Below are 19,495 nucleotides of genomic sequence, written 5' to 3' on the forward strand. Positions count from 1 at the left end.
ACGGTGACGGCAGTCCCCACGCGAAGGGTGCCGTCATGTCCCTGTACGGGAACGTCGTGGACGAGCCGTCGCCGCCGCACGGGGACGGGCAGCAGGTCCTGGTCGTCGCCGGTGATCCGGTGGACAGTGAACTGGTCAGCACCACACTGGAGTTGGCCGGCTACCGGGTCGGCACGGCGGGCTCCGGCGCCGAGGGCATGGTCCGGCTCAGCAGACAGCGGTTCGACCTCGTCGTCTGGGACGCCACCCTGCGCGAGAACGCCTACCTCGCCTGGGGCCGCCGCGTCGCCCCCGCCGACCGGCCGCCGCTGCTCTTCCTCGCCACCTGCGACTCGCTCCCCGGCCTCGTGCCCGAACTCGGCCGCGAGCGGGAGGACTACGTCACCAAACCGCTCCGGGTCGCCGAGATGCTCGCCCGGGTCGAGATGCTGCTGCGCCGCCGCCGGCCCCAGCGGCCCTCGGGCCGGCCCCGGCACGGTGACCTGATCCTCGACGACGCCACCTGTCAGGCCCGGCGCGGGGCCCGACCCCTCGGCCTCACCCCCGCCGAGTACCGGCTGCTGCGGCACCTGCTGGCCAACGCGGAGTGCGTGCTGTCGAAGGAGCAGATCAGCCGGCACGTCTGGGGCGAGTTCCGTGCGGGCGAGGCCATCGAGAAACTCGTCTCCCGCCTGCGGCGCAAGGTGGACCGGGAGGAACCCGCACTCATCCACACCCGCCGGGGCTTCGGCTACTGGCTGGGCCGCGCCGACCTCTGAGGGCAGGCGGCCCGGGCCGCGCATGTGAGCTGGGTCACGTCGGCGTTCTGTCAGGAAACGGTCCAGCAGGCGTCAGACAGCCCCGCTTGCCTGGAGGAGGTCACACGACGGTCACCCGAAGGTCGTACGACGAAGGAGACACGAGACTTCATGCTGAGGCCCCAGGACCAGTTCCACGTGGGCATCGTCGCCGAGAACCTCGCCGCGACGACCGCCCGGCTCTCCCAGCTGTTCGGACTTCAATGGCACGACGAGATGGGCGCCCCCGTCGAGGTGGAGCTGCCCGGCGGCACCGCGGTCCTCGACTTCGTGTGCGTGTACTCGAAGTCGACGCCCAGGATCGAGATCGTCCGGCCCGTCCCCGGCACCCTCTGGGAGCCGACGCCCGGCTCCGGCATCCACCACCTCGGCTACTGGTCCGACGACGTCGCCGCCGACACGGCCGAGCTCGAACGACACGGCTACGAGGTCGAGGCGACCCACAGGGGCCCCGACGGCGCGCCGTTCTTCGCGTTCCTGCGCGGCGGCGAGGTGACGGGCTTCCGGGTCGAGCTGGTCAGCAGCGCCGCCCGGCCGGCCCTGGAGCGGCTCTGGGCCGCCGAGTGATCCCGGTCATCCCGGTGACCGTCCGCAAGGCCTTCGACATGGCAACAAGGAGCAACACATGACGACCGCACACACCGCAGCGACCGCAGCACCCGCACACACCGCCCGTACCGTCGGCATCGTCACCGGCGCCGGACGTGGCATGGGCGAGGCCTGCGCGCGGCGGCTGGCCGACACGGTGGACGTGCTGTTGCTCGTCGACCGCGACGAGGCGGGCGTGACGGCCGTCGCCGACGACCTCAACGCCTCCACCGCCCGCGCCGTCGCCCAGCCCTTCGCTCTCGACGTCACCGACCGCGACGGCCTGGCCGGACTCGCCGCCCGGGTCGCGGAACTCGGCACGCTCCGCGCCGTCGCCCACGCCGCCGGCATCTCGCCCACGATGGCCGACTGGCGCCGCATCTTCGAGGTCGACCTGATCGGGACCGCGCTTCTCGCCGAGGCGCTGCGCCCGCTGGCCACCGCCGGGACGGCGCACGTGTACTTCTCGTCGATGTCCCCGCTGCTCGCCGGCGTCGCCCCCGGACCGGCCGTCGCCGAGATCCTCGACGACCCGCTGCAGGAGGACTTCCTCGACAAGATCCGCGAGGCGGTCGGGCCGGGCATCGAGGAGTCCACGCTGGCCTACCCCTGGGCCAAGCACGGAGTGGCCCGGTTCGCCCGCAAGGAGGCGGTACGGCTCGGGCCGGTCGGCGGCCGGGTGTGCTCCCTCGCCCCGGGCATCATCGACACCCCGCAGGGCCGGCAGGAGGCGGCCCGGCACGCGTCGATGCAGAAACTCGTCGACGCGACCCCGCTCGGCCGCACCGGCACCTCTGAGGAGGTCGCCTCGGTCGTCGCCTTCATCCTGTCGGACGAGGCGAGCTTCCTGAACGGCATCGACGTCCTCGTCGACGGCGGGGTGTGCGCGGCGGTCGGCGGGAGGTGACGTAGGTCACCTCACCGGAACCGATCACTTCTGCCTCCACCGCCGGTCTCACAGACATGACGACACCTCTGAGGGGCCCCGCCAGTTACTTCCCGTCGATCGAGAAGAAGTACGGCCGTCCGATCGCCGAGTGGAAGGCCCTGATCCGCGCCTCGCCGCTGACCCGGCACATGGAACTCGTCTCCTGGCTGAAGACCGAGCACGGCCTGGGGCACGGCCACGCCAACGCGCTGGTGGCCCACACGCTGGCGGAGGACACCGGCGAGTGAGCCACCCCGGCCGCGGGCCTCAGCGGCCGTTCGTGCCGGTGCGGTTGCCGTTCCCGTAGCTGTTTCCGTTGCCGCCCTTGGTGGGGCGGCGCGGCGAGGGCAGTGGGACGTGGGGCGGCCGCCTGGCGGCGACCGTGCCCCGGCCCGGCCTCAGCGACCGTTCGTGCCCGTGCGGTTGCCGTTCCCGCCACCGTTACCGGCGCTGTTTCCGTTGCCCTTGGCAGGAGCGCGGCGGCGGCCCTGGGAGGTCGGTCGACCGCCTTGGGAGGTGGTCCGGCCGCCCTGCGCGGCGGGGCGGCCGCGGCGGGCGCGCGGGGCGGAACCCGAGCGCTCGGTGCGCTTCTCCGCGGTGGGCGGCGGGGTGAGGACGACGGGCACGCCCGAGGGCGCCTGCGCGCCGGTGATACGGCTCAGCTCGGTGCCGCCGGAGCGGACCCGGGTGGTCTGCGGGGTGATGCCGGCGTCGGCCATCAGCCGCGTCATCTCCCGCCGCTGGTGGGGCAGGACCAGCGTGACGACGGTGCCGGACTCGCCGGCGCGTGCCGTACGGCCGCCGCGGTGCAGGTAGTCCTTGTGGTCGCCGGGCGGGTCGACGTTGACGACGAGGTCGAGGTTGTCGACGTGGATGCCGCGGGCCGCGACGTTGGTCGCCACCAGCACCGTGACGTGGCCGTCCTTGAACTGGGCCAGCGTCCGCGTGCGCTGGTTCTGCGACTTGCCGCCGTGCAGGGACGCCGCGCGCACGCCGACCGCCAGCAGCTTCTTGGCCAGCCGGTCCGCCGCGTGCTTGGTGTCCAGGAACATGATCACGCGTCCGTCGCGGGCGGCGATCTCCGTCGTCGTGGCGTGCTTGTCCTCGTCCTCGACGTGCAGCACGTGGTGCTCCATCGTCGTCACCGCGCCCGCGGACGGGTCGACGGAGTGCACGACCGGGTCGTGCAGGTAGTTGCGCACCAGCCGGTCGACGTTGCGGTCCAGGGTCGCCGAGAACAGCATGCGCTGGCCGTCCGGACGCACCTGGTCGAGCAGTTGCGTCACCTGCGGCATGAAGCCCATGTCGGCCATCTGGTCGGCCTCGTCGAGGACGGTGATGCCGACCCGGTCCAGCCGGCAGTCGTCCCGGTCGATGAGATCCTTGAGCCGGCCGGGCGTGGCCACGACCACCTCGGCGCCGGCGCGCAGCGCGCTCGCCTGCCGGCCGAGCGACAGACCGCCGACCACCGTGGCGATCCGCAGCCGCAGCGCACGGGCGTAGGGGGTGAGGGCGTCGGTGACCTGCTGGGCCAGTTCCCGGGTGGGGACGAGGACCAGGGCCAGCGGCTGCCGGGGCTCGGCCCGCTGCCCGTCCATCCGGGCCAGCATGGCGAGGCCGAAGGCGAGGGTCTTGCCGGAGCCCGTGCGGCCACGGCCCAGGACGTCCCGGCCGGCCAGCGAGTTCGGCAGCGTCGCGGCCTGGATCGGGAACGGGGTGATGACGCCTTCGGTGCCGAGGGCGGCCAACAGCCGCTCCGGCATGTCGAGTTCGGTGAACGCCTCGACCGGCGGCAGCCCCGGGGTGAGGGTGACGGGCAGGGCGAACTCACCGCCGGACGCGGCGGGACGACTCGGGCGTCCGTTCCGGCCGGCGGGCTTGGCCGAACGGGAGGGAGCGGCGCCGCCCCGGCGGGAGCGGACGGAGCTGTTGCGGTTCATTCGGAACCTTCCTCGATGCGGCACGTATCGAGGAATTCCTCCCGACATGAGGATTCACAAGAATGAGCCGAAAAATACAAACAAATACGCGGCAGAACGCCATGAGCCGGGGCTCGCACTACGAGAGTGCGAGCCCCGGCCACGTGGTACGCGTAGGTCGCGTCAGCGTCAGGCGGGAACGATGTTCTCGGCCTGCGGGCCCTTCTGGCCCTGCGTGACGTCGAAGGTAACCTTCTGGCCTTCCTGAAGCTCGCGGAAGCCCTGGGTGGCGATGTTCGAGTAGTGGGCGAAGACGTCGGGGCCGCCACCCTCCTGCTCGATGAAGCCGAAGCCCTTTTCCGCGTTGAACCACTTCACGGTGCCAGATGCCATATTGAATCTCCCTTGGGGCAGTGCCCGGTGTCCGCACCTTGCGGACCCGGCGTCGCAGGATCAGAGATAAGCCCCGGAAACAAAAAGAGTGCCCGTCGACGGAAGGTCGAAGAGCACTCACAAGCCTCTGGTAACCGAAACTGCCACTCTTATCACGGTAGCACAGGTCTGGACGAAGGGCCCGCGAAGCGCACCCAGAACATCTGAGTACCCGTACTCAAGAGCGAGGGCACCGCCTCCCGGCAGGCTGATCGTATGAACAGGATTCGAGTGAGCAGGGGCCTCGCGGTGGCCGGTGTGGCCGTGGCGGCGCCGGCCGGCTGTTCCCTCCGGATCGAGGAGGCCAGCTGCGGCGGCGGCCAGTACCCGGTACTGGCGGTCAACAGCAGCGGCAGCGACTGCGTGCCGAACGGCGAGGAGCCGGCCAAGGGATGGGTCCGCTACCCGGCGGGGAAGGTCCCGGAGAAGGTCGGCGACAAGTGGGACACCTACTGGAGCACCCACACCGTCGACGAGAACGGCCGGATCATCGAGCTCGCCGAGGGCGAATGAGCGCCGAACGCCGTAGTCGGCGCCGAACGCCGTAGTGAGCGCCGAACGTCCGGGCGGGCGCCGAGTGTCTGTTGTATAACCCGATCATGATTTATCACGTCGTACCGCTCGACGAGTGGAACGCCGGCCCCGACCGGCCCTACGCGCCCGCCTCCCTCGCCCAGGACGGGTTCGTGCACTGCTCGCCCGACGAGGAGACGACGCTCACCGTCGTCAACGCGTTCTACCGGGACGCCTCCCGGCCGCTGCTGGCGCTGGTCCTCGACGAGGAGCGGCTCACCGCGACGTGCGAGTGGGAGGCCGCCGCCCCCGCTCCGCCGCCCGGGGTCGCCGACAGCACCCTGTTCCCGCACGTGTTCGGCCCGGTCGACCGCGACGCCGTCGCCAGGATCCTCGAGGTCCGTTGGGACGAGGAGGGCCGGGCGACGGCGCTGGTGGAGACGGAGGCCGCTGGCTGACGGCGGGTCAGCCGTTGTCCCGGCCGCCGCTGCTGTTGCGCCTCCTCGTCCTGACGTAGTGGACGGTCCCCAGGACGAGGACGATCATCACGACGTCCTAGGCAAGGGACGGCAGGGCGTTCACGGTCCTCGAGGAGGAGCCCCCGAAAACGATCGCGGTCGCGACGTGCGCGATCGACATGGCGAGGAGCATGATGCCCACGCGGAGCAGCGAGACCCCGCCCCTCTGCTCGTCCGGCCCGTCCCCGGCGTTCATCTGCTCGACGTCTCCCGAAACACCGAATCGACCGGAAACGCCGAATAGCCCGGAATCACCGAATCGTCCGGGCGGCGATTCCCCTTCCCCTGCCCCGCTACGCGGACGCGGGCATACGTCCCGGCCCCGAAGGACCGGGGCGCATGCCCGGAAACAGCACCTGGCGACGTGCGCCGGTCAGAGGTCGAACTCGTGCGGCGGCAGCTCGAGGGTGAAGCACGCCTCCCGCACGATGGCCTGCTCGGTCTTGTCGAAGTCGCCGTCGGCGCCGCCGATGACGATGCCGATCTGGATGACGGCACGGGCCTCGGCCGGCTTCTTCTTCGCCTTGGCGATCTCCTGCAGCACGCTGACCTTGCCGAAGGCGAAGTCGGTGGTCAGCTTGTTGAGGTTCTCGTCGAAGCGCCGCTGAAGGTCCGTGGCGTCGAAGTTCTGCAACACCTCGTTGGTGGCGATGAGTTGGGCCACGCGCTGCCGCTCGGCGGGGTCGATGGTGCCGTCGGCGGCGGCGACCAGGGCGCACATCGCCATGCTCGCGTCGCGGAAGGCACCGCTCTTGAGGTCGTTCTTCTTCGCCACGAGCTGGGTCTGCATCGTCGACGCGGACTCCTTGATGCGGTCCCACAGGGCCATGAGAACTCCAGAAGGTCGGTTCGGGTCATCTACAGCAACGTAGAAACTAACAGCCGTCCCGATAAGTTCCGTTGAACAAGGGCTGTTGCGTCGATGGCCGTCCCGGTACGGCAGGTCAGAGGCAGACCAGACCCAGCAGACAGATGTCCGACGGTGAGGTCGCCGCGGGCGCGGGGCTCGTCTGGGACGAGGAGGACGACGAATTCGATGTCGATGACGACGATTCCGTGCCGTCGGTCGCCGCGGGAGCGGGTGTCTGCTGATCGGTTGTGCCGGCCTCGTCGGTGGGGGCGGTGGGAGTGGTGACCGGTGCGTCGTAGGACGAGGAGCCGGTTCGCTGCCGGGGGACCGACGGCGCCGTGGGAGTCGCGGGGGGCGTGGGGGTGGAGGCCAGGTCGTCCGGGTGGGTGTTCGCCGGTGACTGCGCCGGGGGAGTGGAGGACCGTTTCGACCGGTGCGCCTCGGACCCGGTCACCGTCGGGCGGGTGTGGTCCGAGGCCGGTTCCTCACCGCCGTACGTGGTCGGGCGCTCCGGCGCCGTGGCCGCCTGCGTCCGGTCGCCGGTCTGCCGGTCCAGCGAGGCGATGGTCAGCCCGCCACCGACGAGTGCGACGGCCGTCGCGACCACGGCTCGGCGCTGGTTCTTCTTCCAGCGGGCCAACTGGCGCCGACGCGCCGCCCGTCCCTGCGGCGCGGGCAGCGGCACGGGCGGCACCACGCTCGCCAGTTCGGGCGAGTCGCTCGCGAGGTCGGGCGAGTCGGGTGACTCGGGCGAGTAGCGCGAGCCGAGTGGGGCAGGTGACGGTTCGTCGAGGTTCCGCGGCGCGATGATCCGCGGCGCGATGTCCGGTGCGTAGGCGCCGCATCCCGGGCACACCAGGGCGCCGTTGAGATGTCGGCGACACGTGGAGCAGTAGTCCATCTGCGGTCTTCCTACGCGGGGGGCACGGGGGCACGGGGGCACGGGGCACGGGGGTCCGGTGGTCGCACACGCTAACGAGTCGTTCGAAGGACTGTGTGCAGCCTGTGTGACGCTCCTGCACGGATCCCTCGCGGATCCCTTGAGGGGATGGAGCACAGGCCTGCGCGCACGCAAGGTCCGCGCCCCTCGGCGCACCTCCATGCGTCCATCTATGTGAACAGGAAACAAGTACGCGTCTATTGACGTGCTCAGGCCATGGCCCTAACTTCCGGGAGAAAGCGCTTTCCAGCTCGGCCGACCCGCACTCGTCCCGTTCCTGGAGATGAACCATGCAGCTGAGATCCGTCATGGCCTGCGTCAGCCTGGTGGCAGGCACGCTCGTCGCGCTCGCCGGCACCGCGCCCGCCCAGGCCGCCACCACCACCCGCTACGAGGCCGAGACCTCCCCGGCGGTCTGCACCGGCACCATCGACTCCGACTGGACCGGCTACTCCGGCAGCGGATTCTGCAACGGCACCAACTCGACCGGCGGATACGCCCAGTTCACCGTGAACGCGGCAACGGCCGGCACGGCGACGCTGAACGTCCGCTTCGCCAACGGCACCACCGCCGCGCGCCCGGCCGCGCTCGTCGTCAACGGGACGACGGTGCAGACGCCGTCCTTCGAGGCCACCGGCGCCTGGTCGACCTGGGTCACCAAGACGCTGACCGTGTCGCTCAACGCGGGCAGCAACACCATCCGTCTCAGCCCCACCACCGCGGACGGGCTGCCCAACGTCGACTACGTCGAGGCGACGACGGCCGACAGCACCACACCCCCGGCCGGCGGCGCGATCTACGTCTCGCCGAGCGGCACGGACAGCGCGGCCGGCACCCAGTCCGCGCCGACCACCCTCACCTCGGCGATCAGCCGCGTCACCACGGGCGGGACGATCTACCTGCGCGGCGGGACGTACGCGTACTCGTCGACGGTCACCATCCCGGCGACCAGCAGCGGCACGGCGAGCGCCCTGACCACCCTGTCCGCCTACCCGGGCGAGACGCCGGTGCTCAACTTCTCGGCGCAGAGCGAGAGTTCGTCCAACCGCGGGCTCCAGCTGTTCGGCTCGTACTGGCACGTCTACGGCCTCGTCGTCGAACGCGCCGGCGACAACGGGATCTACGTCGGCGGCAGCGACAACGTCATCGAGCGCACCATCACCCGCTACAACCGGGACACCGGGCTCCAGCTCGGCCGGATCGCCTCCAGCACCCCCGCCGCCCAGTGGCCGTCCGACAACCTCATCCTCTCCGCCGAGTCGCACGACAACGCCGACTCCGACGGCGAGGACGCCGACGGCTTCGCCGCGAAGCTCACCACCGGCACCGGGAACGTCTTCCGCTACGCCGTCTCCCACAACAACATCGACGACGGCTGGGACCTCTACACCAAGACGGACACGGGCGCGATCGGCCCGGTGACCATCGAGGACTCGCTGTCCTACAACAACGGCACGCTCAGCGACGGCACCGTGAACTCCAACGGCGACCGCAACGGCTACAAGCTCGGCGGCGACGACATCGCCGTCAACCACGTCGTACGGCGCAGCATCGCCTACCACAACGGCCATCACGGGTTCACCTACAACAGCAACCCGGGCTCCATGGCCGTCTCGAACAACCTGAGCATCGACAACGCCGAGCGCAACTACTCCTGGGACGCCGGGACTTCGGTGTTCCGCAGCAACACCTCGTGCCGGTTCGGCGTGAGCGGGTCCAACGACAAGACCATCGGTGACGCCGACAGCACCAACCAGTTCTGGACCGGCACCAACGGCTCCCGCTGCGCCTCGTACTCCGGGGCGCTGGCATGGTCCTTCGCCTCGGACGGGAAGCTCGTGGTGACGCTGGGGGGCAAGCAGGTGACGTTGTGACCGAGTGACCGACGGGGGGACGTACGTGAGAAGGCCCGGGGCCGGCAGGCGACCCGGGTCTTCGTCACGTGGACGTGTCGTCGTCCTTCCTCACTCGGGCGGATAGAACTGGGCGTACCAGCGGCGCAGTTGCCTGATGCCCTTCTCGTGCGGGAGCAGGACCGGCCGGGGCTGGTGGATCTTGTGGTCCCAGATCCTGACCTCCTCGCGCACCTCGCCCAGGGCCTCCGCGCGGAAGACGAGCTTGAGCGCGGGCGTCAGGAACGGGGCCCGTGCCGGTTTGCGGAGGTAGTACAGCATCCGCAGCTCGCTGGTGCGGTCGTCGACGGGGGTGGAGAGGGCGACCGCGGTCACGGAGAGCGCCGGGCCGTGGGTGCGGACCACCATGACACCCGGGCCGTACATGAACGCGTCGAAGGTGTTGTCGATGTTCCAGCCGAGCACGCGCCGCCGGATCCGTCCGCGGACCTCGGCGAACGGACCGTCCACCTTCCAGTCCTGGACGGGGGGCTCGCTCTGCCCGTGGATGTGGTGGAAGTGGGACTCGTCGACGATGTTCTCCCGCATCTCCTGGACGTGGATGCGGGCCCGGCAGGTGTCGTCGACAGGGGAGGCGAAGTCCATGGACGTGGTCTCCGGGATGTCGGGGACCTCCCAGGAGGGCTCGGCGGAGGACTCGTCGGGGCCGGCGTACACGAAGACGAGTCCGCTGTGCTCGCGGACCAAGAAGCCGCCGAGGGCCACCTTGGGCGTGCGGACCGCGAACGGTGCCGTCACACACCGCCCGTCCGTCCCGAACCGCCATCCGTGGAAGGGGCATTCCACGGTCCCGTCCACGACCTTCCCGCCGACGCCCAGATGCGCGCCGTAGTGCGGACAGTGCGCGTCCCGCACGGCGGCCCGCCCGTCGGCCCCGCGGAAGGCGATGAGCGCCCGCCCGAAGTAGTGCAGGCCGACGACCTTGCCCGGCTTCAGTTCGCGGCTGCGCAGGACGGCGTACCAGCCGTGCGGCACGGCCGGCATCGGATAGGCGTCGGCTCGGGGGTCGCGGGGGAGGGCGGCGAGGGGGTCGGTGTCCCCGCGCCGCCCTTTGGCCTTGTCATGGCTCCGACGGAGTAAATCCATGCGGTGATGTTAGAGGTTCTGGTGCGAGTCCTGAGTGGTGGTGTTGGTTGTTCCCTGGCTGTGGAACGTGTTGTTCGTGTCGCTGTTGTACGTCGGCAGGACGTGGCTGAGGGTGAGGTCGATGGGCAGGAGCGAGCCGTTCCCGGTGCCGCCGCCGTTTCCGCCGCGGTCGCCGCCGGTGACAGGGGTCGGATCGCTCGCCCTGGCGCTGAGGCCGCCTCCTGCCTGTTCGACGACGGTGGCGGTGTTGGTGACGGTGCAGGGAGCGTCTTCGGCCACGTTGACGACGATCTCCACCGTGTAGAGGGAATCGGGAGGCAGGTCGGTGGTACAGGTGACCACTGTGAACGTGGCGTCCCTGCTACAGGTGCCGAAGTCCCCGTTGGAGTTGAAAGAGGCGACCGTGAGGCCCTGGGGCAGGGCGTCGGTCATCACCGTCGTGCCGATGGCCTCGGTCTCATCGGTATTGCTGACCGTGATCTGGTAGGTCCCCTGCCCGCCTCGGGCGAAGTCCCCCGTGTGGGCCTTCGAGATGTTCAGATTGCCCTGGGCGTACGCGGGCGTGGTCCCGATGCCGAGCGGCAGGGCGACGCTCAGCGTCAGAACGGTGGCGGCGGCGGACGCGCGCCGCCTCAAGGTGTGCGTGGGCCAGGCCAAGGTCGGGTCCTCCTGTTGTGCGACGGTCGTGCCGGGGCGCCCACGACGCGCACGTGACGCATGCCGGACACCTGCACTGACAACAAAGGACGCCGGGAGGACCGGCTCAAGGGGCGCCGCGCCGATTTCACCCGATCGCCAGGGAAGCCCGGCGCGAGGGGCGGCGGGCCCGGGTGAAGGCGACGTCGGCCTCCCGCAGGGCGCGTTCGCGGAACGGAAGGCGATGAGCGCCCGCCCGAAGTGGTGCAGGCCGACGATCCTGCCCGGCCGCAGCTCACGGCCCCGGAGCACGGCGTACACCCGTACGGGACGGCGGGCATCGGATACGCGTCGGCTCGCGGATCCCGCCCGAGGGCGAGCCCGGGAGGGAGTGGTCGTGGCCGTGGTCGCGTGCTCGTCATGGCTCCGACGTAATGGAAGGCGCCGATGCCAGTGGGCCTAAGAGAGCCCGGCGGTAGGCGTCACTTGAGTCTTCTGGTGGTGGGTAGGTGTCCCAGCGGTAGCGCGGCGGACACGCGTGCGGAGCGTGACGAGTACGCATGGCCGCGCCCGGCTGATCCGTAGATCCTCGAACGTCGGCTGAAGCCTGGCCGGGCGGGCGGCTGCTGAAGGGTCAGGCGGCGGGAACCGCCTGCGGATAGAGCACGCTCGGGTCGGCGGACAGGGCCGCCTTGAGCTGGACGCAGTTGTTGTCGGCGAGGATCTCCATCTTCCCGGCCTCGATACCGTCGAGGCCGGCGCGCACGACATCGGCGGGGTCGTTCTTCTCCACGTCCCACCCGGCCATCATGTCGGTGTCGGTGCTGGCCAGGTGCAGGCCCGTCACCGCGGTTCCCTGGCCCGCGAGTTCGAGGCGGATGCCGTTGGTGAGGCTCCACGCCGCCGCCTTCGCCGCGCTGTAGGCGTTGGCCCCGTCGTAGGCGAGCCAGGACATCGCCGACAGGACGTTGAGGATGGCCCCGCCGCCATTGGCGGCCAGGACGGGGGTGAACGCCCGGACCACGTTGAGGGTGCCGAAGTAGTTGGTGTCCATCTCCAGCCGGATCTTCTCGGGGTCCCCGGTGACGAGGTTCTGCTGGGTGAAGACGCCGGCATTGTTGATCAAGAGGGTGACGTCCGAGGCCGCGCCCGCCGCAGCGGCGACCGAAGCCGGATCGGTGATGTCGAGCCGCAGTACTTCCGCACCGGGGAGGTCGACGAGGCGGGGGGTGCGCGCGGTCGCGTAGACCTTGGTGGCGCCCCGGTGCAGGAGTTGTTGGGCGAAGTGCCTGCCGATGCCGCGGTTGGCGCCGGTGACGAGGGCGACGGAACCGGTGATCTTCATGGGGAGTCTCCTGGCAGTGGTGAGGTGATTCCTGTCCGGGCTGTTCGCGGGCTACGCTAGAACCTGACGTTGACGTCAGAGGCAAGAAATGTGATCCAGGTCATCGAGGGGGCGTTGATGCGCATCGGTGAGCTGGCCTCAAGGGTGGGCGTGAGCGTGCGGGCACTGCGCTACTACGAAGAGCAGGACCTGCTGGCCTCGGTGCGCAGCCCCAGCGGCCAGCGGCAGTACCCGGACAGCGCGGTCGACCGCGTCCAGCTGATTCAGCAGCTGTACTCCGCAGGGCTGTCGAGCAGGGCGATCGTGGAACTGCTGCCGTGTGTCGAGACCGGTGACGTGACCCCCGAGCTGCTCGACCGGCTGTCGGCCGAGCGGGGCCGCATCGATGCGCAGGTCAGCACCCTGGTGAAAACCCGGGACCGGCTCGACGCCATCATCACCACGGCTGCCACAGCCAGGAGCGCGGGCCGGCCCTGCCCTCGTTGAGCAGCGCGCCTTCCCCAGGCGTGCGGCAGTGCTTGTCCGCCCGACGCAGACGGACGCCCGTCAGCAGGCGTCACTCGAGTCTCTTGGCGGTGGACCGTCCGTCCCAGCGGTAGAGCGGGGTCGCGCGGCGGATGAGCATGCGGAGCGTGACGATTGCGGCGGACAGGTAGAGGTAGAAGTCCACAACGCACTGGCGCTTCTCGGTGCAGCGGCGGAGCTTGCCGAAGCCGTTCATCCATGCGTGGCTCCGCTCCACGACCCACCTCTTGCCGGCCTGGATCGGTGCGGGCACGCCCTTGCGGGCGATCTCGCCGGTGAAGCCCAGTTCCTCGAGCGCGGCCCGGGTCTTGTCACTGTCGTAGCCCGGTCTAAGTTGACGTTGACCTGCTCGGGAAACACACCGACCTGCTTCTTCGCGGCCTCCAGGGTGGGCACGAGCAGCGGGGAGTCATGACGGTTGGCCCCGGCCGAGACGAGACCGATCGGGACGCCGCGGGCTTCGGTGGCCACTGAGCGTTTCAGGCCCTGCTTGCCCCGGTCGACCGGGGAGCGTCCGGCTCTCTCGCCGCCGCAGGGAGCCTTGGTGATGCACCCGTCGACGGACAGCTCATGGAGTTGGAGGCCGATCATGCGGTCGTACGCCTGCAGGGCCAGCCCGTGGACCTGCTCGGCCATGCCCAGCTGTGACCAGTACTTGACGCGGCGTCGGATGGTGCGGTCGGAGCACTGGCGGTCGGCGATCCGCCCGTATCCGGAGCCGTGCACCAGGGAGGCGATGACGCGCTCGAAGACAATCCGGTCCGGGATGCGCGGGTTGTGGCAGCCGAGCGGATGGGTATCGACATGCTCGGGCAGCAGCGCTGCGAACTGGTCCCACAGGGGTTCGAGCAGGCATGATGGCAGGACAGGCAGCAGTCCTCCGGTGATCACCGAGCGTCAAGAACTCCATGATCACCCAGGCTCGTGCCTGTCTTGCCTCCGGGTCGTCACACGGCCATTCGCCACACCTACCGCCGGGCTCTCTAAGATCCTTCCGGTTCGGCCGGTTCGGCCGGTTCGGCCGGTTCGGCCGGTTCGGCCGGTTCGGCCGGTTCGGCCGGTTCGGCCGGTTCGGCCGGTTCGGCCGGTGGGGCGGTCAAGTCGGCGGTCAGGACGGCCAGTTCGGCGGCGAAGAGTTCTGCCGGGTCGAAGCCCATGCCGGTGAAGTGGCCCGCGAGTTCGAGGGACAGGGCGCCGTGCAGGCGGGTCCAGAGGGTCAGGGCGCGGTGCAGGGTGGCGGGCGGGGCGGGGTGGCCGTCCGCCCATTGTCGGCCGAGGCCTTCCAGCCGCGCGGCGAACGGGAGTGCCGGGCCGTCGGACGGGACGTCGGTGCAGGCGTCGAGCAGGGACGTCATGATCTCGGACGCGATCACGGTGACGTCGTCGGGTGCGTGGTAGCCGGGGACGGGCGTGCCGTAGACGAGGAAGTACCGGTGCGGGTCGTCCAGGGCCCAGGCGCGCAGGGCGTGCGCCAGGCCTGACAGGCCCGCGCCGGAGTCCGCGGTCGCTCGGAAGGTGTCGGCGAGGCTTCGGTACGCGTCCCGGATGAGCTCGGTGATCAGTTCGTCGCGGCCGGCGAAGTAGCGGTACAGCGCAGGGCCGCTCATGCCCATCTTCTTGGCGATCGCGTTGAGGGAGAGCGCGGACGCCCCCGCCGTGGCGATCTGCTCCCACGCGCGCTGCTTGATCTCCGCACGCACCTGGGCGCGGTAGCGCTCGCGCGGGGTCTTCGTGTCGTCGTCGGCGGCTCCCGGCATGGTCATGGTTAGAGGTTATCACTGAAGTTATTGACAGTTGCTCTCTCGCTGAGTTACAACTTCTAACGAACACGAGAGCTGATAGCTGAAGTAACTCGAGCGGAGGTAGTCATGAACACCGAAGGACTCGTCGAGGTCGTCCTGCCGGGCAAGGTCGAGCCGGAAGGGCTGCGGATCAGGCACGGAGCCGTCCCCGCGCCGGGCCCCGGACAGGTGCTGATCCGGATGGAGGCGACCGGGGTCTCCTTCGCCGAGCAGCAGATGCGCCGCGGCCGGTACTACGACCAGCCGCCGTTCCCCTTCGTGCCCGGCTACGACCTGGTCGGCACGGTGCAGGCGACCGGCGAGGGCGTCGAGCCGGGCCTGGCCGGCACCCGGGTGGCCGCGCTGGTCAAGGTCGGCGGCTGGGCCAGCCACGTGCTCGTCGACGCGGCCGACGCGGTGCCGGTGCCCGACGGGGTCGACCCGGCGGAGGCGGAGACCCTCGTCGTCAACGGCATCACCGCCTGGCAGATGCTGCACCGCAAGGCGCGGATCCAGGCCGGGCAGACCATCGTGGTGCACGGCGCCAACGGCGGCGTCGGCTCGGTCCTGGTCCAGCTGGCGCAGGCCGCCGGCGTGCGGGTGATCGGCACGGCGTCCGCCCGCCACCACGACGCCCTGCGGCACCAGGGAGTGATCCCCGTCGACTACCGCACCGGGGACCTGGCCGCACGCATCCGCGCCCTCGCCCCCGCCGGTGTGGACGCCGTCTTCGACCACGTCGGCGGCCGGGGCATTGTCGACTCCTGGAGCCTCCTCGCCCCCGGCGGCACGCTCGTCTCGTACGGCACCGCCTCCACACGGGACGACGAGGGCTCCAAGCAGTGGCCCGTGCTGAAACTGCTCGGCCGGCTGTGGCTGTGGAACGCGCTGCCGGGCCGCCGCCGCGCCTACTTCTTCAACGTCTGGGCGGGCCGCGCCCTGGCCCCGAACCGCTTCCGGGCCCGCCTGCGCACCGACCTGACCGAGCTCTTCGCTGCCCTCCAGCGCGGTGAGGTGACCCCTCGGATCGCCGCCCGCCTCCCGCTCGCCGACGTCGCCGACGCCCTGCGCCTGGCCGAGTCCGGCACGGTCGCGGGCAAGGTCGTCCTCAATCCCTAGACGACGGCGCATCCGATGCGCCGGATGTACCCGATGTACCCGATGTGCCCGATCACCACAACGAAACGAGGGAAACAGCATGTCCGGCACCAGGCGCACCGCCACGCTGACGATCACGCTCGCCGCCGTCGCCGCCGTCCTCGTGACCGCCGTCCCGAACGCCCAGGCGGCCCAGGCGGCCCAGGCAGCCCAGGCAGCCCAGGCCGCCCCCGCCCATCACATCGACACGTCGTCCACGTGCCGAGGGCAGGGCGTGGACGCCTCCGCCCGCATCCGCTACCGGTCCGACGTGGTGATCGAGGCGCCGCTGAGCACCGTCTGGAAGCTGCAGACCGACGTCGAACGGTGGCCGGTCTGGCAGCCGCCGGTCACCAGCGCCGAACGCCTCGACGCCGGCCGGCTCAGGAAGGGCTCGCAGTTCCGCTGGACCACCCCGGCGCCCGCCACCCCCACCACCCCGGCGACCACCCTCGAGATCACCTCAACCGTCCGGCAACTCCAGCGCGGGGCCTGCGTCCTGTGGAGCGGACCCGCGATCGGCGAGGGCCTGCGCATCGACGAGGGCGTCCACCTGTGGACCTTCACCGAGTTGAAGGGGGGCGTGCGCGTCCACACCGAGGAGACCTGGACCGGCGCGCAGGTCGAGGCGGACGTCCCCACCGCGACCGCGGCCCTCGGCGCGGGCCTCGAGGCCTGGCTCCAGGACCTGAAGGCCGCCGCCGAAGGCGCACACGGCCGGCACAGTCGTCAGCGTCAAGCCTGACGATCGTCGGGGGGCGGGCGGGGTCCTTCCCCGGGTGTTCCGGTTGGCCGTGTCGGCCGCCGGTGTGGGAGTGCTCGCGCTGCTGTATCCGGGCGAAGAGCCAGGGAGCGGGACGCGTTGGGCCCATGTGACACAGGTCACGGGAAGGCGGAGTGAGGTGCCGGACAGCTCATGGAGGTGAGCACACATATGCGTACCCGGGTGCGGGCCGGGGAATCGGGCGCGTTCGCGGAGTTGTTCGACGCCTACTCCCGCGCCGTCTACAACCATGCCTTCCGGCTGACCGCCGACTGGTCGACGGCCGAGGACGTGATGGCCGCGACCTTCATGGAGGCGTGGCGGCTGCGCGACAGGGTCGAGCCGGAAGGCGGCTCCCTACGGCCCTGGCTGCTGGGCATCGCCACCAACACCGCGCGCAACCAGTACCGGAGCAACCGCCGGTACCGGGCCGCGGCCGGTGCCGCCGCGGCGGCCGAGCTGTCGGTGCCCGACCACGCCGACGAGGTGGCCGACCGGGTCGACGACCGGCGGCGGCTCGCGAAGGCCCTCACCGCCCTCGCCACACTGCGCCGGCCGGAGCGCGAGGTCGTGGCGCTCTGCCTGGGGGAGGGGCTGGACTACGAGGCGGCGGCCGAGGCCCTCGGGATTCCGATCGGCACTGTCGCCTCCCGCCTTTCCCGGGCCCGTAAGAAGCTGCGCGCCCTTGCCGAGGACGAACCGGCCCGGGGCCCGGCTGCCCGTCCGAGCGCCGGCATGACGTCTTCGACGGCGTTCGAGAAAGTCGGCCGGAATCGGGAAGGCGGCCGTCCCGGTCGACAGACAAGAGGTGATCACGCACACGTGGTCCGGCCCGCGCAGGGAGGAAACCGATGAACGCGAACACGTCCCGGCAGAGTCAAGCCGAGTGGGAAGAGGGCGCACAGCTCTTCGCCCGGACGGCGCGTGACCTGCCGACGGGCCGTCACCAGTTCCACAAGGAGCGCATGATGGCCCAGATCCACGAGATGCAGACGCAGATGCAGACGGAAGAGCGTGCGGCGGCGAAGCCGACCGCCCCGGCGAAGACGCGGCGGTTGCGGCTGCCGCGCCCGGCGATCGCGCTGCCCGCCATGGCCGTCGCCGTGGCGGCGGCCGTCGTCGTCGGCGTGGTGAACTCCGGTGCTGACGGGGTCAGGGACGGCGGTGTCGCCACCGGACCGGGCCTGACCACCACCGTCGGCGCAGCGACGACCAAGGGTGTGCCGCAGCTGCTCGGCCAGATCTCGCTGGCGGCGGCCGAGGCATCCCGCCCGGCCCTGAAGCCCGGCCAGTACGTCTACATCGAGTCCAGGACGGCCGACAGTTTCGTGAAGACCGTCGACGACGAGAGCACCCTGGCCAGCCACAAGCTGCACACGCGGCAGGTGTGGGAGTCCGCGGACGGCACCAAGGGCTGGCTGATCGACCCGGCCGTCAACGACAGCCCCGAGGGCGAGACCCTGAGCCTCCCCGACGAGCAGGGCAACACCCCGCAGGCCTCCCTGAACGGGCCGTCGTACGACTACCTGAGCAAGCTGACCACCGACCCCGACGAACTCCTCGCGAAGATCTACAAGGAGACCAAGGGGATGGGCAACTCCCCCGACCAGCAGGCGTTCACCACCATCGGCGACCTGCTCGGCGAGAGCTACCCGCCGGCGGCGCTCTACTCGGCGCTGTTCAAGACGGCCGCGAAGATCCCCGGGGTCGTGGTCGTGAACGACGCCGTGGACGCCGTCGGCCGGCACGGGGTGGCCGTGGCCCGGCTGGACGAGACCAGCGGAGAGCGCGAGGAGTGGATCTTCGACGAGAAGACGCATGTCTTCCTGGGGGAGCGCTCGGTCCAGGTGAAGGGGACCAGCGGGGAGGGCGGCCTGATCAAGCCCGGCACCGTCGTCTTCACCAGCGCCATCGTCAACCGGGCCGTCGTCGACGGCATCAAGCAGACGCCGTCCCAGTCCGGCTGAGGCGGGCCCGCGGGTCGGCGCCCGTCGTGCGGAGATGGGCGTCGATCAGGGCGAACGTGGCCTCCGGCTGTTCGATGTGCGGGAGGTGCCCGGCTTCGGGGACGACCTGGAGCCGGCCGTCGGCGAACGCGTCGGCGTAGGCCGCTCCATAGGCCGGCGTGACGATGCGGTCGCTCTCGCCCCACAGCAGGAGCGTGGGGACGGTGACGCGACGCAGGCGGCGCAGCAGCTTCGGGTCGTGCATGCCGGGGTCGCCCGCGAGGGTTCGCAGGGTGGCCATGTTGGCCCGCATCGCGGCGAGTTGGGCGCGCGGGAGGAGCGCCGGGTCCTGGTAGTACCGGTCCGAGTCGTGCCAGGCGTACTCGGCGACACCGCGGGCGTCGAGGGCGAAGAAGTCCCGGATCGGCTCGGCGGGGACGTGCACGCCGACGGCGTCGATCAGGACGAGGCCGGTGATGACGCCCGCCGTGTCGCGCACGGCCATCTCCGCGGCCGTCCAGCCGCCGAGCGAGGAGCCGACTACGAGGACGTCGCGCAGCCCGCGGGCGTGCAGGTGGTGGAGGTAGGCCAGGGCGAGGTCGTCGACGCCGGTCAGCCAGTCGGGGCGGTGGGTGCCGTTCCAGCCGGGGTGGGTGGGCGTGAGGGTGTGGGCGGTCCGTGCCAGGTGGGCGGCGAGTCCGGCGACCGTGGCCGGTCCGCCGCCGCCGTGCAGGACGAGGACGGGGCGGCCGGTGCCGGCCGTGGAGAGGGTGAGGGGCAGGTCCGGGTACAGGTCGATGCTGTGGTCGGCAGGCGTGTGGCCGTTGTCGGTAGGCATGCGCCCACTCTAACTAAAGATGTTTATATAAGCTAGCTTA

General features: G+C 70.7%; 21 protein-coding genes and 2 pseudogenes. 12 read left to right on the forward strand and 11 right to left on the reverse strand.

Going from position 1 to position 19,495, the window contains the following annotated elements:
* The first annotated feature begins 35 nt into the window (after positions 1-35).
* From OG289_RS26815 to OG289_RS26830, 4 genes are all read left to right on the forward strand, one after another.
* A complete protein-coding gene (locus OG289_RS26815; RefSeq protein ID WP_327316573.1) occupies positions 36-758 on the forward strand; it encodes a response regulator transcription factor in 723 nt (240 codons plus the stop codon).
* Positions 759-908: 150 nt separating this feature from the next.
* Positions 909-1,364, forward strand: a complete 456-nt coding sequence (locus OG289_RS26820; protein WP_327316574.1) for a VOC family protein — start codon at positions 909-911, stop codon at positions 1,362-1,364.
* 58 nt (positions 1,365-1,422) lie between these two features.
* Complete coding sequence (locus OG289_RS26825; RefSeq protein WP_327316575.1) at positions 1,423-2,292, forward strand: SDR family oxidoreductase; 870 nt, start codon at positions 1,423-1,425, stop codon at positions 2,290-2,292.
* Between the two features lie 56 nt (positions 2,293-2,348).
* Entirely contained in the window at positions 2,349-2,561 is a 213-nt protein-coding gene (locus tag OG289_RS26830) for a DUF4287 domain-containing protein (protein ID WP_327316576.1), read from the forward strand.
* A gap of 150 nt (positions 2,562-2,711) precedes the next feature.
* Here OG289_RS26830 and OG289_RS26835 read toward each other — a convergent pair whose 3' ends face one another.
* Positions 2,712-4,253 (reverse strand): DEAD/DEAH box helicase, encoded by a 1,542-nt coding sequence (locus tag OG289_RS26835; RefSeq protein WP_327316577.1) that lies wholly within the window; start codon positions 4,251-4,253, stop codon positions 2,712-2,714.
* A gap of 168 nt (positions 4,254-4,421) precedes the next feature.
* Positions 4,422-4,625 carry a cold-shock protein gene (locus OG289_RS26840; protein WP_031482971.1) on the reverse strand — a complete coding sequence of 68 codons (204 nt, stop codon included), beginning with the start codon at positions 4,623-4,625 and terminating at the stop codon, positions 4,422-4,424.
* Between the two features lie 255 nt (positions 4,626-4,880).
* Here OG289_RS26840 and OG289_RS26845 point away from each other — a divergent pair, with 255 nt between their 5' ends.
* Entirely contained in the window at positions 4,881-5,177 is a 297-nt protein-coding gene (locus tag OG289_RS26845; RefSeq protein WP_327316579.1) for an SCO0607 family lipoprotein, read from the forward strand.
* Positions 5,178-5,263: 86 nt separating this feature from the next.
* Entirely contained in the window at positions 5,264-5,635 is a 372-nt protein-coding gene (locus tag OG289_RS26850; RefSeq protein WP_327316580.1) for a DUF952 domain-containing protein, read from the forward strand.
* Positions 5,636-5,732: 97 nt separating this feature from the next.
* Here the strand turns inward: OG289_RS26850 and OG289_RS26855 are convergent, their stop codons facing one another.
* The 3 genes from OG289_RS26855 to OG289_RS26865 form a co-directional block, all read right to left on the reverse strand.
* Complete coding sequence (locus tag OG289_RS26855; RefSeq protein WP_327316581.1) at positions 5,733-5,891, reverse strand: hypothetical protein; 159 nt, start codon at positions 5,889-5,891, stop codon at positions 5,733-5,735.
* Between the two features lie 177 nt (positions 5,892-6,068).
* A complete protein-coding gene (locus tag OG289_RS26860; protein WP_327316582.1) occupies positions 6,069-6,524 on the reverse strand; it encodes a tellurite resistance TerB family protein in 456 nt (151 codons plus the stop codon).
* Between the two features lie 115 nt (positions 6,525-6,639).
* Positions 6,640-7,446: an SCO2400 family protein gene (locus OG289_RS26865; protein WP_327316583.1), complete on the reverse strand. Its 807-nt coding sequence runs from the start codon at positions 7,444-7,446 to the stop codon at positions 6,640-6,642.
* 329 nt (positions 7,447-7,775) lie between these two features.
* On the opposite strand from OG289_RS26865, the gene OG289_RS26870 reads away from it, so the two are divergent.
* On the forward strand, positions 7,776-9,359 hold the full coding sequence (locus tag OG289_RS26870; RefSeq protein ID WP_327316584.1) for a carbohydrate-binding protein: 1,584 nt from the start codon (positions 7,776-7,778) through the stop codon (positions 9,357-9,359).
* Between the two features lie 90 nt (positions 9,360-9,449).
* On the opposite strand, the gene OG289_RS26875 is transcribed toward OG289_RS26870, so the two are convergent.
* The 3 genes from OG289_RS26875 to OG289_RS26885 form a co-directional block, all read right to left on the reverse strand.
* Positions 9,450-10,484 (reverse strand): Rieske 2Fe-2S domain-containing protein, encoded by a 1,035-nt coding sequence (locus OG289_RS26875; protein ID WP_327316585.1) that lies wholly within the window; start codon positions 10,482-10,484, stop codon positions 9,450-9,452.
* Between the two features lie 9 nt (positions 10,485-10,493).
* Positions 10,494-11,141: a hypothetical protein gene (locus OG289_RS26880; protein ID WP_327316587.1), complete on the reverse strand. Its 648-nt coding sequence runs from the start codon at positions 11,139-11,141 to the stop codon at positions 10,494-10,496.
* A gap of 613 nt (positions 11,142-11,754) precedes the next feature.
* Positions 11,755-12,465: an SDR family oxidoreductase gene (locus tag OG289_RS26885; protein ID WP_327316588.1), complete on the reverse strand. Its 711-nt coding sequence runs from the start codon at positions 12,463-12,465 to the stop codon at positions 11,755-11,757.
* A 117-nt stretch (positions 12,466-12,582) separates the two neighbouring features.
* Here OG289_RS26885 and OG289_RS26890 point away from each other — a divergent pair, with 117 nt between their 5' ends.
* A complete protein-coding gene (locus OG289_RS26890) occupies positions 12,583-12,951 on the forward strand; it encodes a MerR family transcriptional regulator (RefSeq protein WP_266637376.1) in 369 nt (122 codons plus the stop codon).
* Between the two features lie 70 nt (positions 12,952-13,021).
* On the opposite strand, the pseudogene OG289_RS26895 reads toward OG289_RS26890, so the two are convergent.
* Both OG289_RS26895 and OG289_RS26900 read right to left on the reverse strand, forming a co-directional pair.
* Positions 13,022-13,863, reverse strand: a pseudogene (locus tag OG289_RS26895) (IS5 family transposase).
* 233 nt (positions 13,864-14,096) lie between these two features.
* Positions 14,097-14,753, reverse strand: a pseudogene (locus OG289_RS26900) (TetR/AcrR family transcriptional regulator); the annotation flags it as partial.
* Positions 14,754-14,858: 105 nt separating this feature from the next.
* On the opposite strand from OG289_RS26900, the gene OG289_RS26905 reads away from it, so the two are divergent.
* The 4 genes from OG289_RS26905 to OG289_RS26920 all read left to right on the forward strand — a co-directional run bounded on the left by OG289_RS26905 (position 14,859) and on the right by OG289_RS26920 (position 18,638).
* The gene (locus tag OG289_RS26905; protein WP_327316591.1) at positions 14,859-15,890 is read left to right on the forward strand and encodes a medium chain dehydrogenase/reductase family protein; all 1,032 of its coding nucleotides are present in this window, start codon (positions 14,859-14,861) and stop codon (positions 15,888-15,890) included.
* A 79-nt stretch (positions 15,891-15,969) separates the two neighbouring features.
* Positions 15,970-16,653, forward strand: a complete 684-nt coding sequence (locus OG289_RS26910; protein ID WP_327316592.1) for an SRPBCC family protein — start codon at positions 15,970-15,972, stop codon at positions 16,651-16,653.
* Positions 16,654-16,842: 189 nt separating this feature from the next.
* A complete protein-coding gene (locus OG289_RS26915; RefSeq protein WP_327320812.1) occupies positions 16,843-17,526 on the forward strand; it encodes an RNA polymerase sigma factor in 684 nt (227 codons plus the stop codon).
* Positions 17,523-18,638: a CU044_5270 family protein gene (locus OG289_RS26920; RefSeq protein WP_327316593.1), complete on the forward strand. Its 1,116-nt coding sequence runs from the start codon at positions 17,523-17,525 to the stop codon at positions 18,636-18,638. The genes OG289_RS26915 and OG289_RS26920 overlap by 4 nt, the downstream gene beginning before the upstream one ends.
* Here the strand turns inward: OG289_RS26920 and OG289_RS26925 are convergent.
* Positions 18,610-19,455 (reverse strand): alpha/beta fold hydrolase, encoded by an 846-nt coding sequence (locus OG289_RS26925; RefSeq protein ID WP_327316594.1) that lies wholly within the window; start codon positions 19,453-19,455, stop codon positions 18,610-18,612. The genes OG289_RS26920 and OG289_RS26925 overlap by 29 nt on opposite strands.
* Positions 19,456-19,495 lie beyond the last annotated feature (40 nt).

This window comes from Streptomyces sp. NBC_01235 (assembly GCF_035989285.1).
Classification (GTDB): domain Bacteria; phylum Actinomycetota; class Actinomycetes; order Streptomycetales; family Streptomycetaceae; genus Streptomyces.

Coding starts and splice junctions, on each gene's coding strand:
- OG289_RS26910 (WP_327316592.1), top strand. CDS start 15,970: ATGTCCGGCACCAGGCGCACCGCCACGCTGACGATCACGCTCGCCGCC.
- OG289_RS26890 (WP_266637376.1), top strand. CDS start 12,583: ATGCGCATCGGTGAGCTGGCCTCAAGGGTGGGCGTGAGCGTGCGGGCA.
- OG289_RS26865 (WP_327316583.1), bottom strand. CDS start 7,446: ATGGACTACTGCTCCACGTGTCGCCGACATCTCAACGGCGCCCTGGTG.
- OG289_RS26840 (WP_031482971.1), bottom strand. CDS start 4,625: ATGGCATCTGGCACCGTGAAGTGGTTCAACGCGGAAAAGGGCTTCGGC.
- OG289_RS26855 (WP_327316581.1), bottom strand. CDS start 5,891: ATGAACGCCGGGGACGGGCCGGACGAGCAGAGGGGCGGGGTCTCGCTG.
- OG289_RS26885 (WP_327316588.1), bottom strand. CDS start 12,465: ATGAAGATCACCGGTTCCGTCGCCCTCGTCACCGGCGCCAACCGCGGC.
- OG289_RS26825 (WP_327316575.1), top strand. CDS start 1,423: ATGACGACCGCACACACCGCAGCGACCGCAGCACCCGCACACACCGCC.
- OG289_RS26820 (WP_327316574.1), top strand. CDS start 909: ATGCTGAGGCCCCAGGACCAGTTCCACGTGGGCATCGTCGCCGAGAAC.
- OG289_RS26850 (WP_327316580.1), top strand. CDS start 5,264: ATGATTTATCACGTCGTACCGCTCGACGAGTGGAACGCCGGCCCCGAC.
- OG289_RS26860 (WP_327316582.1), bottom strand. CDS start 6,524: ATGGCCCTGTGGGACCGCATCAAGGAGTCCGCGTCGACGATGCAGACC.
- OG289_RS26875 (WP_327316585.1), bottom strand. CDS start 10,484: ATGGATTTACTCCGTCGGAGCCATGACAAGGCCAAAGGGCGGCGCGGG.
- OG289_RS26925 (WP_327316594.1), bottom strand. CDS start 19,455: ATGCCTACCGACAACGGCCACACGCCTGCCGACCACAGCATCGACCTG.
- OG289_RS26815 (WP_327316573.1), top strand. CDS start 36: ATGTCCCTGTACGGGAACGTCGTGGACGAGCCGTCGCCGCCGCACGGG.
- OG289_RS26830 (WP_327316576.1), top strand. CDS start 2,349: ATGACGACACCTCTGAGGGGCCCCGCCAGTTACTTCCCGTCGATCGAG.
- OG289_RS26835 (WP_327316577.1), bottom strand. CDS start 4,253: ATGAACCGCAACAGCTCCGTCCGCTCCCGCCGGGGCGGCGCCGCTCCC.
- OG289_RS26905 (WP_327316591.1), top strand. CDS start 14,859: ATGAACACCGAAGGACTCGTCGAGGTCGTCCTGCCGGGCAAGGTCGAG.
- OG289_RS26915 (WP_327320812.1), top strand. CDS start 16,843: ATGCGTACCCGGGTGCGGGCCGGGGAATCGGGCGCGTTCGCGGAGTTG.
- OG289_RS26845 (WP_327316579.1), top strand. CDS start 4,881: ATGAACAGGATTCGAGTGAGCAGGGGCCTCGCGGTGGCCGGTGTGGCC.
- OG289_RS26870 (WP_327316584.1), top strand. CDS start 7,776: ATGCAGCTGAGATCCGTCATGGCCTGCGTCAGCCTGGTGGCAGGCACG.
- OG289_RS26920 (WP_327316593.1), top strand. CDS start 17,523: ATGAACGCGAACACGTCCCGGCAGAGTCAAGCCGAGTGGGAAGAGGGC.